Below are 14,966 nucleotides of genomic sequence, written 5' to 3' on the forward strand. Positions count from 1 at the left end.
CGGGCTGCGCGACGGTTGGCGCCGGAGGTGGTGCCGACATGAACGCACGCAGTGCACTCGGCAGGTACGGCGAGGATCTGGCCGCGCGGCGGCTGGCCGAGGCCGGAATGATGGTCCTTGAGCGCAACTGGCGCTGTGGCAGGACCGGGGAGATCGACATCGTCGCCCGGGACGGCGACGTCCTGGTCGTCTGCGAGGTGAAGACCCGCAGGCACGGCGGCTACGAGCACCCCATGGCCGCGGTCACCGCCGACAAGGCGCGGCGCCTGCGCGGCCTCGCGGAACGCTGGATCCACAGCCACGGAGGCGCCCCACCGGGAGGCGTGCGCATCGACCTGGTCGGCGTCGTCCTGCCCGACCGCGGCGCGCCCGTCGTCGAACACGCGCGGGGGGTGGCCTGAGATGGGGTTCGCTCGTACGTGCGCGGTGACGCTGGTGGGCGTCGAGGGCGTGGTGGTGGAGGTCCAGGCCGATCTCGAACCAGGAGTGGCGGCGTTCACGCTGGTCGGACTGCCGGACAAGAGCCTGACGGAGAGCCGGGACCGAGTACGCGCGGCCGTGGTGAACTCGGGCGCTGAGTGGCCGCAGAAGAAGCTCACGGTCGGCCTCAGCCCCGCTTCGGTACCCAAGGCCGGCTCCGGATTCGACCTCGCCGTCGCCTGCGCGGTGCTCGGAGCCGCCGAGCGGATCGATCCGCGGGTGCTCGCCGACATCGTCATGATCGGGGAGCTGGGACTCGACGGGCGGGTGCGTCCGGTACGCGGCATCCTGCCCGCGGTGCTGGCAGCGGCGGACGCCGGATACGAGCAGGTCGTCGTCCCGGAGTGCGCCGCCGCCGAGGCCGCGCTGGTGCCCGGGGTGTCCGTGCTCGGCATCCGCAGCCTGCGGCAGCTGATCGCCGTCCTGACGGACGAACCCGTGCCCGAGGAGGATCCGGCGGAGCAGGGCGGTCGCCCCGATCCGCTTCTGGCAGGACTGCGCGTGCCCGGAGCCGGGGCGGCCACCGGCATGCACACCCTGGGCGCGGCCGCCCACGACCAGGGCCACGACCTCGCCGACGTCGTGGGCCAGATCGCGGCACGCACGGCGGTGGAGGTGGCAGCCGCGGGCGGCCACCACCTGTTCCTCGAAGGACCACCCGGCGCCGGCAAGACCATGCTCGCCGAGCGACTGCCCGCCCTGCTGCCCCGGCTCAGCCGCGAGGAGTCGCTGCAGGTCACCGCCGTGCACTCGGTGGCCGGTCTGCTGCCGCCGGGCAAGCCCCTCATCGACGTCGCGCCCTACTGCGCCCCGCACCACTCGGCCACCATGCAGTCACTGGTCGGCGGCGGCCAGGGCGTCGCCCGCCCCGGCGCCGTCTCGCTCGCTCACCGGGGCGTTCTGTTCCTGGACGAGGCTCCCGAGTTCAGCAGCCAGACCCTCGACGCGCTGCGGCAGCCCCTCGAGGCCGGGCACGTCGTGATCGCGCGCAGCGCCGGCGTGGTCAGGTTCCCGGCGAGATTCCTGATGGTGCTCGCGGCCAACCCGTGCCCGTGCGGCCGCTTCTCGCAGCGGGACACTCTGTGCGAGTGCCCGCCGTCGGCGGTGCGCCGATACCAGGCACGGCTGTCCGGCCCGCTCCTCGACCGGGTCGATCTGCGGGTGGAGGTCGACCCGGTCACCCGCGCCCAGCTCACCCAGGCCGGCGCCCGCGGCGAGTCCAGCGCACAGGTCGCCGACCGGGTCCGGGCAGCCCGGGAGCGGGCGGCCGCGCGGCTGTCCGGGACCCCGTGGCGGACCAACAGCGAAGTTCCGGGCAGAGAGCTGCGCAGCCGCTGGCACGCCGAGACCGGCGCCCTGGACGAGGCCGAGCGGAACCTGGAACGGGGCGTGCTGACGGCCCGAGGGCTCGACCGCGTGCTGCGCGTCGCCTGGACGGTCGCAGACCTCGTCGGCCACGACCGGCCCGACGCCACGGACGTCGCCCTCGCCCTGCACCTGCGCACCGGCGTCCCGCGTGGGGTACCCATGGCCCTCGGGGCGTCGGCGTGAGCGGGGGAGAGAGGCCGGACGGTGCACTGGGGGAGAGTGCGGAAGACGGTCAGGACGGCGCCCTGCGATGGAACAAGGAAGACGGTCAGGACGGCGCCCTGGGATGGAGTAAGGGAGGCGGTCAGGACGGCGCCCCGGAACGGAGCACCGCAGACGGCGCCCCGGACGACGACCTGCTCGCCCGCGTCTTCCTCACCCGCGTCATCGAACCCGGCGACGAGATCGGCGGGCGTTGGCTGGGCGCGTTCGGGCCGAGCGAAGTGGCCCGGCGGTTACGCGAGGGCGGTCCGCCGCTGCCGGGGGTGAGCGAGGCGCGCTGGACGGGGCTGCGGGAGCGTGCCGTGCGGGCCGATCCTCGGCGTGACCTGGCTGTCGCGCGGGACGCCGGGGTGCGCTTCGTCGCCCCCGGGAACAGCGAGTGGCCGGCCCAGCTCGACGACCTCGGGGACGCCCGGCCGACGGGACTGTGGGTGCGCGGTCGGCCCAGTCTGCGGATGTGGGCGCTGAGATCGGTCGCCGTCGTGGGGGCCCGGGCCTGCACGGAGTACGGCGCCCACATGGCCGGCACCCTGGCCGCCGGGCTCGCCGAGCGCGGGTGGGTCGTGGTGTCCGGCGGCGCCTACGGGGTCGACGGCGCCGCCCACCGGGGCGCCCTCGGCGCGGGCGGCGCCACCGTCGCCGTACTCGCCTGCGGTGTCGACCGGCCCTACCCCCGCGGGCATACCGAGCTGATCGGCAGGATCGCGGAACAGGGCCTGGTGGTGGGGGAGTTGCCGCCCGGCGATCATCCGACGCCGAGCAGATTCATCCTGCGGAACCGTGTGATCGCCGCGCTGACCCGGGGCACCGTGGTCGTGGAGGCCGCCTACCGCAGCGGCTCGCTGGTCACGGCACGGGCGGCGCAGCGCCTGGGACGGTTCACGATGGGCGTGCCGGGACCAGCCACCAGCGGGCTCTCCGCGGGGGTGCACGAGCTGCTGCGCGGCGAGGCGGCGCTGGTCACCGACGCCGCCGAAGTAGTCGAACTGGTCGGGGAGATCGGCGAGCTGGCCCCGGTCCGGCGGGGCCCGGTGCTCCCGCGCGACTTGCTGGAACCCGGCGCGCGACGCGTTCTCGCCGCCCTGCCCGCGCGCGGGGCGCCGCACCCCCGGGAGATCGCCCGCGGCGCGCAGACCACGGAGGACGAGACGATCGCGAGGCTGTACGAACTGCGAGCACTTGGATACGTCGAACGACACGGCGACGGCTGGAAGTTGACACGCCAGGCGATGATGTCGGTCCGAGGTGGCCGGGCCTCTCGCTGACCCAGAGTGTTCGGCCGTCCGGGGGAACCCCGACGTCCTTGGGATTCCCTGGAGTTGGCGCTCCCGAGCGGTCACACAGAGCGATGCGCGGAGCGCGGTCGAGGGCGTTGCGACGGGCGCTCCCGAGGGGGTGGAGCCTCGTTGTTCGCGCACCGCGACTCCTTAGTCACGCTACGCTCACGGGGACTCCGACGCAGACCACGGCAACTCGGTACCAGACCGGCAGCTCACTCAGGCAGCACCACTTCACGGCACTTCACAGCACTTCACGGCAGAACGGCACAAGGCGACGAATGCCCCAGCACACCTCCGGGTCCGACCGGGCGGCGGTCCCCCCAGCCGCCCGCGACGGTGGCAGCGTGCGGCCGCCCGCTCCCTCGACGCTCGACGAGCTGTGGCGGTCCTACAAGGCAACGGGGGACGATCAGCTGCGGGAGCAGCTGATCCTGCACTACTCGCCGCTGGTGAAGTACGTGGCGGGCCGGGTGAGTGTCGGCCTGCCGCCGAACGTGGAACAGGCCGACTTCGTGTCCTCGGGCGTGTTCGGGCTGATCGACGCGATCGAGAAGTTCGACATCGAGCGCGAGATCAAGTTCGAGACGTACGCGATCACCCGAATCCGGGGGGCGATGATCGACGAACTGCGCGCGCTGGACTGGATTCCCCGCTCCGTGCGGCAGAAGGCGCGCAACGTCGAGCGGGCCTACGCCACCCTGGAGGCGCGGCTCCGGCGCACCCCCTCGGAGATCGAGGTGGCCGCCGAGCTGGGCATCGAGGTGGACGAACTCCACGCGGTCTTCAGCCAGTTGTCGCTGGCCAACGTGGTCGCCCTGGAAGAGCTGCTGCACGTCGGCGGCGACGGCGGCGACCGGCTGAGCCTGATGGACACGCTGGAGGACACCGCCGCCGACAACCCGGTCGAGATCGCCGAGGACCGGGAGCTGCGCCGGTTCCTGGCGCGCGCGATCAACACGCTCCCGGACCGGGAGAAGACCGTCGTCACGCTGTACTACTACGAGGGGCTCACCCTCGCCGAGATCGGCAACGTGCTGGGCGTCACCGAGAGCCGGGTCAGTCAGATTCACACCAAGTCGGTGCTCCAGCTCCGCGCGAAGCTCGCCGGCTTCGGACGGTGAGCTCCCCGCGGAGGGTGGCCCCACCGTAAAGTAGTTGACGTGCCAAGGATTCGAGCGGCCTCCGTGGCCGAGCACCGGTCGATGCAGCGAGCCGCCCTGCTGGACGCGGCTCGGTCGTTGCTGTCCGAGGGCGGGACGGAGGCACTGACCTTCCCGGCCCTGGCCGAGCGCACGGGGCTGGCGCGCTCGTCCGTGTACGAGTACTTCCGGTCGCGGGCCGCCGTGGTCGAGGAACTGTGCGAGGCCGACTTCCCCGTCTGGGCCGCGGAGGTGTCGGCCGCGATGGACGGTGCCGGGTCCGCCGAGGACAAGGTCGAGGCGTACGTGCGCAAGCAGCTGTCCCTGGTCGGGGACCGGCGGCACCGCGCCGTCGTGGCGATCTCCGCGAGCGAACTGGACGCCGGCGCCCGCGAGAAGATCCGCGCCGCGCACGGCGGCCTCGTCGCGCTGATCGTCGAAGCGGTCGCCGAGCTGGGCCACGCCGAGCCCCGCCTGGCCGCGATGCTTCTCCAGGGCATCGTCGACGCCGCGGTCCGCCGCATCGAACTGGGTGCCGCGGAGGACCCGACGGCGATCACTGACGCGGCGGTGGCGATGGCCCTCCGGGGCGTACGGGGCTGAGCCCGGCCAGGGAGCCGGCCCCCCGCCCCCCTCCCCTCCCCTCCCCTCCCCTCCCCTCCCCTCCCCCCCCCCGCCCGGCGAGCAACCAGGGTCCCCCACCCGCACCCCCACCCGCACCCGCCCCAGCCGGGCGGCGGCGCCCAGTTGCGCGGCACCGCTGCTCGCAGCCGACGTCAGGTCGTGAGACCCCGCCGTCAGGCACCCTGCCGTAGGCGGTCAGCTCCGGCCGTAGGCCGTCGGCTCCGCTAGACCAGGCAGCAGGCAGCAGCCCCATCGGCCTCCCCCGCCCCCGGGCCGCACTGCCCTCACCAAGCCCCACGCCCCTCCCGAGGCAGCGGCACTCCCAACACCGGCAGCAGCCTCGACGGGCCCCCGTGCAGCAGCCAGGGTGGGAGCAGTGACAAGGGGTTCAGGTAGGTCTTGCCTCTCAGCAGGCCCCAGTGGACGCACGTCGTCGGGCAGTGCGAGCCCGTCGGTTCGACCACCCCCACCGCCTCCCCCGCCCCCACCTCCTCCCCCTCCTTCACCGACGGGCTCACCGGTTCGTACGTTGTACGCAGGTCAGTGCCCGTCAGGTGGACGGACACGACGCCGCGTCCCGCCACCCGGCCCGCGAAGGACACGCGGCCCGGCGCCACCGCACGGACCGGGGTTCCGGCCGGCGCGCCGAGGTCCACGCCCCGGTGGCCGCGGCCGTACGTCGTCGCCGGGGGGTCCCAGCCACGTAACACCGGGGGCCGGGTGCCCACGGGCCAGGCCCCGCCGATCGCCGGAACCGGTGGGGGAGGGGCGCCCGCCCACCTCGCCGGGGCCGGCGCATCCGGTGCCGGCCCCAGCAGCAGTACCAGCAGCAAGCCCAGCCACGTACCCGCGCATCGCCTCACTCGTCGCATGCAGGAAGGCTCCCGCACTCCCGTCGATCACGGCCGGGACTGTGGACAACCGGCCCGTTGTGGACAGCCGCGTCACCCGGTACCCCGCGGGTCCCGTACACTTCTGATGGCGATCCGGGTCACCGGGTCGACTTCGCACGCCCCGACACGAGGCGGACGGCAACGTCCGATCGTGTCCGCGCCCCTCGGTCCTCATGTGGCAACGGCGCACCACGGGCGTCAGGCGCGGGAGCCGTCCGGCATCCGCGACAACCGAGAAACTCAAGGAGATACGGCCATGGCCGTCGTCACGATGCGGGAGCTGCTGGAGAGCGGCGTCCACTTCGGTCACCAGACCCGTCGCTGGAACCCGAAGATGAAGCGCTTCATCTTCACCGAGCGCAACGGCATCTACATCATCGACCTGCTCCAGTCGCTGTCGTACATCGACCGCGCCTACGAGTTCGTCAAGGAGACCGTCGCCCACGGCGGCACGGTCATGTTCGTCGGCACGAAGAAGCAGGCGCAGGAGGCCATCGCCGAGCAGGCCACCCGCGTCGGCATGCCCTTCGTCAACCAGCGCTGGCTGGGCGGCATGCTCACCAACTTCTCGACCGTCTACAAGCGTCTGCAGCGCCTCAAGGAGCTCGAGCAGATCGACTTCGAGGACGTCGCCGCCTCCGGTCTGACCAAGAAGGAGCTTCTCGTGCTCTCGCGCGAGAAGGCCAAGCTGGAGAAGACCCTCGGTGGTATCCGCGAGATGCAGAAGGTGCCCAGCGCCGTCTGGATCGTGGACACCAAGAAGGAGCACATCGCGGTCGGCGAGGCCCGGAAGCTCAACATCCCGGTCGTCGCCATCCTCGACACCAACTGTGACCCCGACGAGGTCGACTACAAGATCCCGGGCAACGACGACGCGATCCGCTCCGTCACCCTGCTCACCCGTGTGATCGCCGACGCCGTCGCCGAGGGCCTCATCGCCCGTTCCGGTGCCGCCACCGGTGAGAAGGGCGAGAAGGCCGCGGGCGAGCCCCTCGCCGAGTGGGAGCGCGACCTGCTCGAGGGCGAGAAGAAGGCCGACGAGGCTGCCGTGGCCACCGAGGCTGCCGCCACCGAGGCTGCCGCCACCGAGGCCCCGGCCACCGAGGCCCCGGCCGCTGAGGCGCCCGCCGCCGAGGTCGTCACCGAGACCGTCGTCGAGGCTCCGGCCGAGCAGGCCTGACCTTTACGTCAGCGTTGACGGCGGGAGCGTGAAGCGACTTCCGCTCCCGCCGTTCACCCGTAGGTCAGCGGTGTACCGGCGGGCCCCGGCTCCCTGGAGACCGCAGACCCCCTGATCTTCGATCTTCCGGACATCGAGAAAGATTCACAGACTCATGGCGAACTACACCGCCGCTGACGTCAAGAAGCTCCGCGAGCTCACCGGCGCCGGCATGATGGACTGCAAGAAGGCGCTGGACGAGGCCGAGGGCAACGTCGAGAAGGCCGTCGAGGCGCTCCGCATCAAGGGCCAGAAGGGCGTCGCCAAGCGCGAGGGCCGCTCCGCCGAGAACGGCGCCGTGGTCTCGATCATCGCCGACGACAACTCCTCCGGCGTCCTCGTCGAGCTGAAGTGCGAGACGGACTTCGTCGCCAAGGGTGACAAGTTCCAGGCCGTGGCCAACGCCATCGCCGAGCACGTCGCCAAGACCGCCCCGGCCGACCTCGAGGCCCTGCTCGCCTCCGAGATCGAGCCCGGCAAGACCGTCCAGGCGTTCGTGGACGAGGCCAACGCCAACCTGGGCGAGAAGATCGTCCTGGACCGCTTCGCGCAGTTCGCCGACGGTTTCGTGACGGTGTACATGCACCGCACGATGCCCGACCTGCCCCCGCAGATCGGTGTCCTCGTCGAGCTGGACAAGCCGAACGCCGAGGTCGCCAAGGGCATCGCCCAGCACATCGCCGCCTTCGCGCCGAAGTACCTCTCCAAGGAGGACGTGCCGGCCGAGGTCATCGAGTCCGAGCGTCGCATCGCCGAGGAGACCACCCGCGCCGAGGGCAAGCCCGAGGCCGCGATCGCGAAGATCGTCGAGGGTCGCGTGAACGGCTTCTTCAAGGACGCCACGCTGCTCGGCCAGCCGTACGCGCTGGACAACAAGAAGTCGGTCCAGAAGGTTCTGGACGAGGCCGGTGTCACCCTGAAGCGCTTCACGCGTATCAAGGTCGGCATCTGAGTCCGTACCACGATCGACGCGCGACCCCTATAGGGTCGACAGCAGTCGTCCGCACACGCCGTCACAGTCCGGCACGTGACGGACGGCAGCAGATCTGACGAGGAGGCCATTGCCGCGTATGGGAGCGAAAAGCAACCCCACCGGCAATGGCCTTCTTCGTATGTGCACCACATGAAAGAGGCGGGATCCCCATGACCACCAAGGCCCAGAAGAGCGACGACGGCAAAGTACGCGGCCGGTTTCTGCTGAAGCTGTCCGGAGAGGCCTTCTCCGGTGGCGGGGGCCTGGGCGTGGACCCCGACGTGGTGCACAAGATCGCCCGTGAGATCGCGGCCGTCGTGCGCGACGGTGCCGAGATCGCGGTCGTCATCGGCGGCGGCAACTTCTTCCGCGGCGCCGAGCTCCAGCAGCGCGGCATGGACCGCGCCCGGTCCGACTACATGGGCATGCTCGGCACCGTGATGAACTGCCTCGCCCTCCAGGACTTCCTGGAGAAGGAGGGCATCGACAGCCGCGTACAGACCGCCATCACCATGGGCCAGGTCGCCGAGCCGTACATCCCGCTGCGCGCCATCCGGCACCTGGAGAAGGGCCGCGTGGTCATCTTCGGCGCCGGTATGGGCATGCCGTACTTCTCCACCGACACCACCGCCGCCCAGCGCGCCCTCGAGATCGACGCCGAGGCGCTCCTCATGGGCAAGAACGGCGTGGACGGTGTCTACGACGCCGACCCGAAGACCAACCCGGACGCCGTCAAGTTCGACTCCCTCGGCTACGGCGAGGTCATCACCCGCGAACTGAAGGTCGCCGACGCCACCGCCGTCACGCTGTGCCGCGACAACAGGCTTCCGATCCTCGTGTTCGAGCTCCTCGCGGAGGGCAATATCGCGCGGGCCGTCAAGGGTGAGAAGATCGGCACGCTCGTGGGAGATCAGGGCAGCCGGAACTGACCGGCGCACCACGACCGTTCCACTGACAGCAGGTGTTGCCGTCCGTGGGACGGACGCAGCGGCCCCTGACCGGGGGATGGACAATGTCCTGCCGGTCGGGAACCGTGCAGGAAGAAGACGCGACGCAGCCGGCCGCCGCCACCGACAGGCAACCGCAGCCGGGCCTACTCAAGACACGCAGGAGCAAGTGGTGATCGAAGAGACCCTCCTCGAGGCCGAGGAGAAGATGGAGAAGGCCGTCGTGGTCGCCAAGGAGGACTTCGCCGCGATCCGCACCGGGCGTGCGCACCCGGCGATGTTCAACAAGATCGTGGCCGACTACTACGGCGCGCTGACGCCGATCAACCAGCTGGCCTCGTTCTCCGTGCCGGAGCCGCGCATGGCCGTCGTGACCCCGTTCGACAAGAGCGCGCTGCGTAACATCGAGCAGGCGATCCGCGACTCCGACCTGGGCGTCAACCCCAGCAACGATGGCAACATCATCCGTGTGGTGTTCCCCGAGCTGACCGAGGAGCGCCGCCGCGACTACATCAAGGTCGCCAAGGGCAAGGCCGAGGACGCCCGCGTCTCGATCCGCTCCGTGCGCCGCAAGGCCAAGGACGCCATCGACAAGCTGATCAAGGACGGCGAGGTCGGCGAGGACGAGGGCCGTCGTGCGGAGAAGGAGCTCGACGACACCACGGCGAAGTACGTCGCCCAGGTGGACGAGCTCCTGAAGCACAAGGAAGCGGAGCTGCTCGAGGTCTGATGAACGACTCTTCCTGGGGGCCGCCGCCACCGAGCGGGTACGTAGGGCCCACCGACCACGGGCCTGGCCACGACCAGGATGGCGACCGGGGGGCCGCTCGGCTGAGCGGCCCCTTGTTCCGAGACGAGCCGTTCCACAGCGAGCCGTCCTACCAGGGCGCTCCGCACCACGACACGTTCCGCACCCAGAACCCGTCGGCCTACCCCCACGGAGGGGCGCCGCAGAATCCGGAGCCCATGCCCGACGCCCCGCAGCCGGTGCCCGCACCGCAGAAGAAGAGCGCGGGCCGGGACCTGGGAGCGGCCATAGGGGTCGGGGTCGGGCTCGGAGCGGTGATCGTCGCGTCGCTGTTCATCGTCAAGGCCGTGTTCGTCGGCGTGATCGCGGTCGCCGTCGTGGTGGGCCTGTGGGAGCTGACCAGCAGACTCCAGGAGCGCAAGGAGATCAAGGCGCCCCTGGTCCCGCTGGCGGTCGGCGGCGCCGCGATGGTGGTCGCCGGATACGTCCGGGGCGCCGAGGGCGCCTGGATCGCCATGGCGCTCACCGCGCTGGCCGTCCTGGTCTGGCGTATGACGGAACCGCCCGAGAACTACCTCAGAGACGTCACGGCAGGCGTCTTCGCGGCGTTCTACGTGCCGTTCCTGGCCACGTTCGTGGCGATGATGCTGGACGCCCACGACGGCTCGTGGCGCGTGCTGACCTTCCTGATCCTGACGGTCGTCAGCGACACGGGCGCGTACGCCGTCGGCTGGCGCTTCGGCAGGCACAAGCTCGCCCCGCGCATCAGCCCCGGCAAGACCCGCGAGGGCCTGCTCGGCGCGATCGCCTTCGCGATGGTGGCGGGCGCGCTGTGCATGCAGTTCCTCATCGACGACGGCACCTGGTGGCAGGGCCTGCTCCTGGGCCTCGCGGTAGCGGTCAGCGCCACGCTCGGCGACCTCGGCGAGTCGATGATCAAGCGGGACCTCGGCATCAAGGACATGGGCACGCTGCTGCCGGGCCACGGCGGCATCATGGACCGCCTGGATTCTTTGCTCCCCACGGCTCCGGTGGTGTGGCTGCTTCTGGTGATCTTCGTGGGGTCTGTGTAGGCGGGGCCTTGGAGTAGCCGGCTGTCGAGCCCCCGTCCATTTCTGGGCGGGGGCTCGCTGCCTCCTCTTGCTTCACTGGCGTCGCCGAACCCGTATGCCGCAGCACAAATGGCCGCACCGGCCACCCGGCCCCACAGTCGGAAGACGACTGTCGCCGTCGAGGAAGAGGTGCGCAATGGCACTGGACTCCGCTCCTGCCTCCGGGCCTGCCCCCGAGGCGCCGCACCTTCCTCCCACGCCGCCAACTCCACCGGACGTGCGGTTCTGGGCCGTCGATGACCTGCCCGCCCTCGACCCGGACCCGTTCCTCGACCAGCTGCTGCGGGAGGAGCCTGTCACGCGGATCAAGTTGCCGCACGGTGAGGGCGAGGCCTGGCTGGTCACCCGGTACGAGGACGTCCGTTTCGTCACGTCCGACCCGCGCTTCTCGCGCGAGCAGGTCATCGGGCGCCCGGTGACCAGCATGCGGCCGGAGCCGGTGGCGTCGCAGACGGCCGGGCTGCAGTACATCGACGCGCCCCGGCACAACCAACTGCGCCGGGTCGTCGCGCGGGCGTTCAACGGCAAGGCCATGCAGCGGCTGCGCCCGCTGGCCGAACGCCGGGCCGCGGAACTGCTCGACGGAATGGAGCGGGCGGGAGCGCCGGCCGACCTCATGGAGCATCTGCACGGACCGTTCCCCATCGCCGTCGTCCGCGACTTCCTCGGGGTCGACGAGAGCGACTGGCACCGCTGGGCCGAGAAGGGCGAGGCACTGCTGGCCGCGGGCGCGGACTCCGAGGAGCGTGGCCGCAAGGCGCGCGAGGCGACCCGCGCCCGGATCGTCGAGCTCCTGGAGCGCCGCCGCGAGGACCCGCGCGAGGACCTGGCCGGCGTGCTGGCGCAGGCGGCCGCCGCCGGGGAGATCACGGACGACGAGGCGATCTCGCTCGCGATGGCCATCCAGGTCAGCGGCGGCCACGCGGTCCGCAACAACAGCGGCTCCATGATGTACGCCCTGCTCACCCACCCCGACCAGCTCGCGAGGCTGCGCCGCGAACCGGAGCTCCTCCCGAAGGCCGTGGAGGAACTGTTCCGCTACGTCCCGCACCGCAACGGCGTCGGCATCCCCCGCATCGCCACCGAGGACGTCGAGGTCGGCGGCCAGCTGATCCGCGCCGGTGACGTGGTCTACAACGCGTACGTCGCCGCCAACCGCGACCCCGACGCCTTCCCCAACCCCGACGCCCTGGACTTCGACCGCACCGGCGTCCCCCACCTCGCCTTCGGCCACGGCCCCCACCACTGCCTGGCCGCGATCATGGCCCGCATGGAGGCCGAGGTGATGATCACCGCCGTACTTGACCGCTTCCCCGAGATCCGCCTCGCCGTGCCCCCGGGAGAGGTCGAGTTCCAGCGCCAGGGGCTCATTCGGGGGCCGAGGACGCTGCCGGTGACTTGGTAGCCCGCGTCAGGCGCGCTCCCTCCCGGGCGACAGCCGCAGGTCACCCGATTTGGATCTGCGACACTGGTAGAACCATGCCCAAGCCCGGAGAACTCACTTTCGTCGCCCCGCGCGGAGCCAAGCAGCCGCCGCGGCATCTTGCCGATCTCTCGCCCGCCGAGCGCAAGGAGGCCGTGGCCGCGATCGGGGAGAAGCCGTTCCGCGCCAAGCAGCTCGCGCAGCACTACTTCGCGCGGTACGCGCACGACCCGGCCGAGTGGACCGACATCCCGGCCGGCTCGCGCGGCAAGCTGCAGCAGGCGCTGCTGCCCGAGCTGATGACGACCGTCCGGCACCTGGAGACCGACCAGGGCGCCACGCGCAAGACACTGTGGCGGCTGTTCGACGGGACGCTCGTCGAGTCCGTGCTCATGCGCTACCCGGACCGGGTGACCATGTGCATCAGCTCCCAGGCCGGCTGCGGCATGAACTGCCCGTTCTGCGCGACCGGACAGGCCGGGCTGGACCGGAATCTGTCCACCGCCGAGATCGTTCACCAGATCGTGGACGGCATGCGCGCCCTCAGGGACGGCGACGTTCCCGGCGGGCCCGCGCGGCTGTCCAACATCGTCTTCATGGGCATGGGCGAGCCGCTCGCCAACTACAAGCGCGTCGTGGGTGCCATCCGCGCACTCACCGACCCGGCGCCGGACGGCCTCGGTCTGTCGCAGCGCGGCATCACCGTGTCGACCGTCGGCCTCGTCCCGGCGATCCACCGCTTCGCCGACGAGGACTTCAAGTGCCGCCTCGCCATCTCGCTGCACGCCCCCGACGACGAGCTGCGCGACACTCTCGTCCCCGTGAACACACGGTGGAAGGTGCGCGAGGTGCTCGACGCCGGGTTCGAGTACGCCGAGAAGTCCGGGCGCCGGCTGTCCATCGAGTACGCGCTCATCCGGGACATCAACGACCAGGCGTGGCGCGGCGACCGGCTCGGCCGGCTGCTCAAGGGCAGGCCCGTGCACGTCAACCTCATCCCGCTCAACCCGACGCCCGGCTCCAAGTGGACCGCCTCGCGGCCCGAAGACGAGAAGGCGTTCGTCGAGGCCATCGCGGCCCACGGCGTGCCCGTCACCGTCCGCGACACCCGCGGTCAGGAGATCGACGGGGCCTGCGGACAGCTCGCGGCGACCGAGCGGTAGTTCCGGGGGCGCCCGCGGTGGTGGCCCCGCGAGCGGCTGGCGGTAGGCTGAGGGCGGCGCAATGCCGTACAACTTCATACATCGTCATATTCCGACAGGGGAGCGCCACAGCGCTGAGAGTGCGGCACACAGGCCGCAGACCCTCTGAACCTCGCCCAGGTCATTCTGGGTAGGAAGTTCGGTCATCACTCAAGCTGTCGCGCCCTGTCCCGGCCCCCACGCGGGGCCGGGACAGGGCGCCGCGTCTCTTCCTGGCCAACCCCAGGAGGACAACCAGTGCACACCAAAACCCTCGTGGCCGCCGCGGTCGGCCTCGGCCTCGTCACGCTGTCCGCGTGCGGACCGACGGCGGGCAAGGACGACAAGACCGACCAGGGCGCCGCGGGCTCCAAGACGGTCACCCTCGTCAGCCACGACTCGTGGGCCGTCTCCAAGGACGTCCTCAAGGACTTCGAGAAGCAGTCCGGCTACAAGGTCACCGTCCTCAAGGACGGCGACGCCGGGCAGGCCGTCAACAAGGCGATCCTGACCAAGGACCACCCGCAGGGCGACGTCCTCTTCGGCGTCGACAACACCCTGCTGTCCCGCGCCCTCGACAACGGGCTGTTCCAGCCGTACCAGGCCAAGGGCTCCCAGCTGATCCAGCCTCAGTACCGGGCCGACGAGGACAAGCACCGGGTCACGCCCATCGACACCGGCGACATCTGCGTCAACTACGACAAGGCGTACTTCAGCAAGCACAAGCTGACCCCGCCGAAGTCCTTCGCCGACCTGGCCAAGCCCGCGTACAAGAACCTCCTCGTCACCGAGAACGCCGCCACCTCCTCGCCGGGCCTCGGCTTCCTGCTCGGCAGCGCCGCGAGCTACGGCGACCAGGGCTGGGAGGGCTACTGGAAGAAGCTCAAGGCCAACGGCGTCAAGGTCGTCGACAGCTGGGAGCAGGCCTACGACCAGGAGTTCTCCGGCTCCGCCGGCGGCAGGAAGGCGCACGGCGACCGGCCGCTCGTCGTCTCCTACGCCTCCTCCCCGCCCGCCGAGGTCATCTACGCCGACCCCAAGCCCAAGACCGCCCCCACCGGCGTGGCGAGCGGCACCTGCTTCCGGCAGACCGAGTACGCCGGACTGCTGAGCAACGCCCGCAACACCAAGGGCGGCAAGGCGCTGCTGGACTTCCTGCTGAGCCGCGAGTTCCAGAACGACATGCCGCTCAACATGTTCGTCTACCCCGTGGTCAAGGGGGCCCAGGTCCCCGCGGAGTTCCAGAAGTACGGCCCGCAGGCCAAGACTCCGCAGACCATGGCGCCCGACCGGATCGCCGCCAACCGCGACCAGTGGGTCAAGTCGTGGACGTCGCTCGTACTCAAGTAGCGGCCAC

Annotated in this window: 14 protein-coding genes and 1 riboswitch; of the genes, 13 read left to right on the forward strand and 1 reads right to left on the reverse strand. The window is 71.0% G+C overall.

Features of this window, described 5'->3' with window-relative positions; genetic code table 11:
• The first annotated feature begins 38 nt into the window (after nucleotides 1-38).
• The 5 genes from QFZ74_RS22855 (at nucleotide 39) to QFZ74_RS22875 (ending at nucleotide 5,092) form a co-directional block, all read left to right on the forward strand.
• Nucleotides 39-401 (forward strand): YraN family protein, encoded by a 363-nt coding sequence (locus QFZ74_RS22855; RefSeq protein ID WP_307622672.1) that lies wholly within the window; start codon nucleotides 39-41, stop codon nucleotides 399-401.
• A 1-nt stretch (nucleotide 402) separates the two neighbouring features.
• Nucleotides 403-2,031 (forward strand): YifB family Mg chelatase-like AAA ATPase, encoded by a 1,629-nt coding sequence (locus QFZ74_RS22860; protein ID WP_307622673.1) that lies wholly within the window; start codon nucleotides 403-405, stop codon nucleotides 2,029-2,031.
• A gap of 173 nt (nucleotides 2,032-2,204) precedes the next feature.
• Nucleotides 2,205-3,335, forward strand: coding sequence for a DNA-processing protein DprA (gene dprA, locus QFZ74_RS22865; RefSeq protein WP_307624252.1), 1,131 nt, complete (start codon nucleotides 2,205-2,207; stop codon nucleotides 3,333-3,335).
• Nucleotides 3,336-3,628: 293 nt separating this feature from the next.
• Nucleotides 3,629-4,471 (forward strand): RNA polymerase sigma factor WhiG, encoded by an 843-nt coding sequence (gene whiG, locus QFZ74_RS22870; protein ID WP_307622674.1) that lies wholly within the window; start codon nucleotides 3,629-3,631, stop codon nucleotides 4,469-4,471.
• A 63-nt stretch (nucleotides 4,472-4,534) separates the two neighbouring features.
• On the forward strand, nucleotides 4,535-5,092 hold the full coding sequence (locus tag QFZ74_RS22875; RefSeq protein ID WP_307624253.1) for a TetR/AcrR family transcriptional regulator: 558 nt from the start codon (nucleotides 4,535-4,537) through the stop codon (nucleotides 5,090-5,092).
• 305 nt (nucleotides 5,093-5,397) lie between these two features.
• Here QFZ74_RS22875 and QFZ74_RS22880 read toward each other — a convergent pair whose 3' ends face one another.
• Entirely contained in the window at nucleotides 5,398-5,985 is a 588-nt protein-coding gene (locus QFZ74_RS22880) for a murein hydrolase activator EnvC (protein WP_307622675.1), read from the reverse strand.
• A gap of 277 nt (nucleotides 5,986-6,262) precedes the next feature.
• Here QFZ74_RS22880 and rpsB point away from each other — a divergent pair, with 277 nt between their 5' ends.
• From rpsB to QFZ74_RS22920, 8 genes are all read left to right on the forward strand, one after another.
• Nucleotides 6,263-7,186 carry a 30S ribosomal protein S2 gene (gene rpsB / locus QFZ74_RS22885; RefSeq protein ID WP_307622676.1) on the forward strand — a complete coding sequence of 308 codons (924 nt, stop codon included), beginning with the start codon at nucleotides 6,263-6,265 and terminating at the stop codon, nucleotides 7,184-7,186.
• Between the two features lie 154 nt (nucleotides 7,187-7,340).
• Nucleotides 7,341-8,177 (forward strand): translation elongation factor Ts, encoded by an 837-nt coding sequence (tsf, locus tag QFZ74_RS22890; protein WP_307622677.1) that lies wholly within the window; start codon nucleotides 7,341-7,343, stop codon nucleotides 8,175-8,177.
• A 191-nt stretch (nucleotides 8,178-8,368) separates the two neighbouring features.
• Complete coding sequence (gene pyrH / locus QFZ74_RS22895) at nucleotides 8,369-9,127, forward strand: UMP kinase (RefSeq protein WP_307622678.1); 759 nt, start codon at nucleotides 8,369-8,371, stop codon at nucleotides 9,125-9,127.
• A 190-nt stretch (nucleotides 9,128-9,317) separates the two neighbouring features.
• Nucleotides 9,318-9,875 carry a ribosome recycling factor gene (gene frr, locus QFZ74_RS22900; RefSeq protein WP_307622679.1) on the forward strand — a complete coding sequence of 186 codons (558 nt, stop codon included), beginning with the start codon at nucleotides 9,318-9,320 and terminating at the stop codon, nucleotides 9,873-9,875.
• Nucleotides 9,875-10,966 carry a phosphatidate cytidylyltransferase gene (locus QFZ74_RS22905; RefSeq protein ID WP_307622680.1) on the forward strand — a complete coding sequence of 364 codons (1,092 nt, stop codon included), beginning with the start codon at nucleotides 9,875-9,877 and terminating at the stop codon, nucleotides 10,964-10,966. Before frr ends, QFZ74_RS22905 begins: the two co-directional genes overlap by 1 nt.
• Nucleotides 10,967-11,141: 175 nt before the next feature.
• Entirely contained in the window at nucleotides 11,142-12,410 is a 1,269-nt protein-coding gene (locus QFZ74_RS22910; RefSeq protein ID WP_373462429.1) for a cytochrome P450, read from the forward strand.
• A gap of 74 nt (nucleotides 12,411-12,484) precedes the next feature.
• Nucleotides 12,485-13,591: a 23S rRNA (adenine(2503)-C(2))-methyltransferase RlmN gene (rlmN, locus tag QFZ74_RS22915; protein WP_307622682.1), complete on the forward strand. Its 1,107-nt coding sequence runs from the start codon at nucleotides 12,485-12,487 to the stop codon at nucleotides 13,589-13,591.
• 86 nt (nucleotides 13,592-13,677) lie between these two features.
• Nucleotides 13,678-13,785: riboswitch (TPP riboswitch) on the forward strand.
• Nucleotides 13,786-13,867: 82 nt separating this feature from the next.
• Entirely contained in the window at nucleotides 13,868-14,959 is a 1,092-nt protein-coding gene (locus QFZ74_RS22920) for a thiamine ABC transporter substrate binding subunit (RefSeq protein WP_307622683.1), read from the forward strand.
• Nucleotides 14,960-14,966: the final 7 nt, after the last annotated feature.

The sequence above is a fragment of the Streptomyces sp. V3I7 genome (assembly GCF_030817495.1).
In the GTDB taxonomy this organism is placed as follows: Bacteria; Actinomycetota; Actinomycetes; order Streptomycetales; family Streptomycetaceae; genus Streptomyces.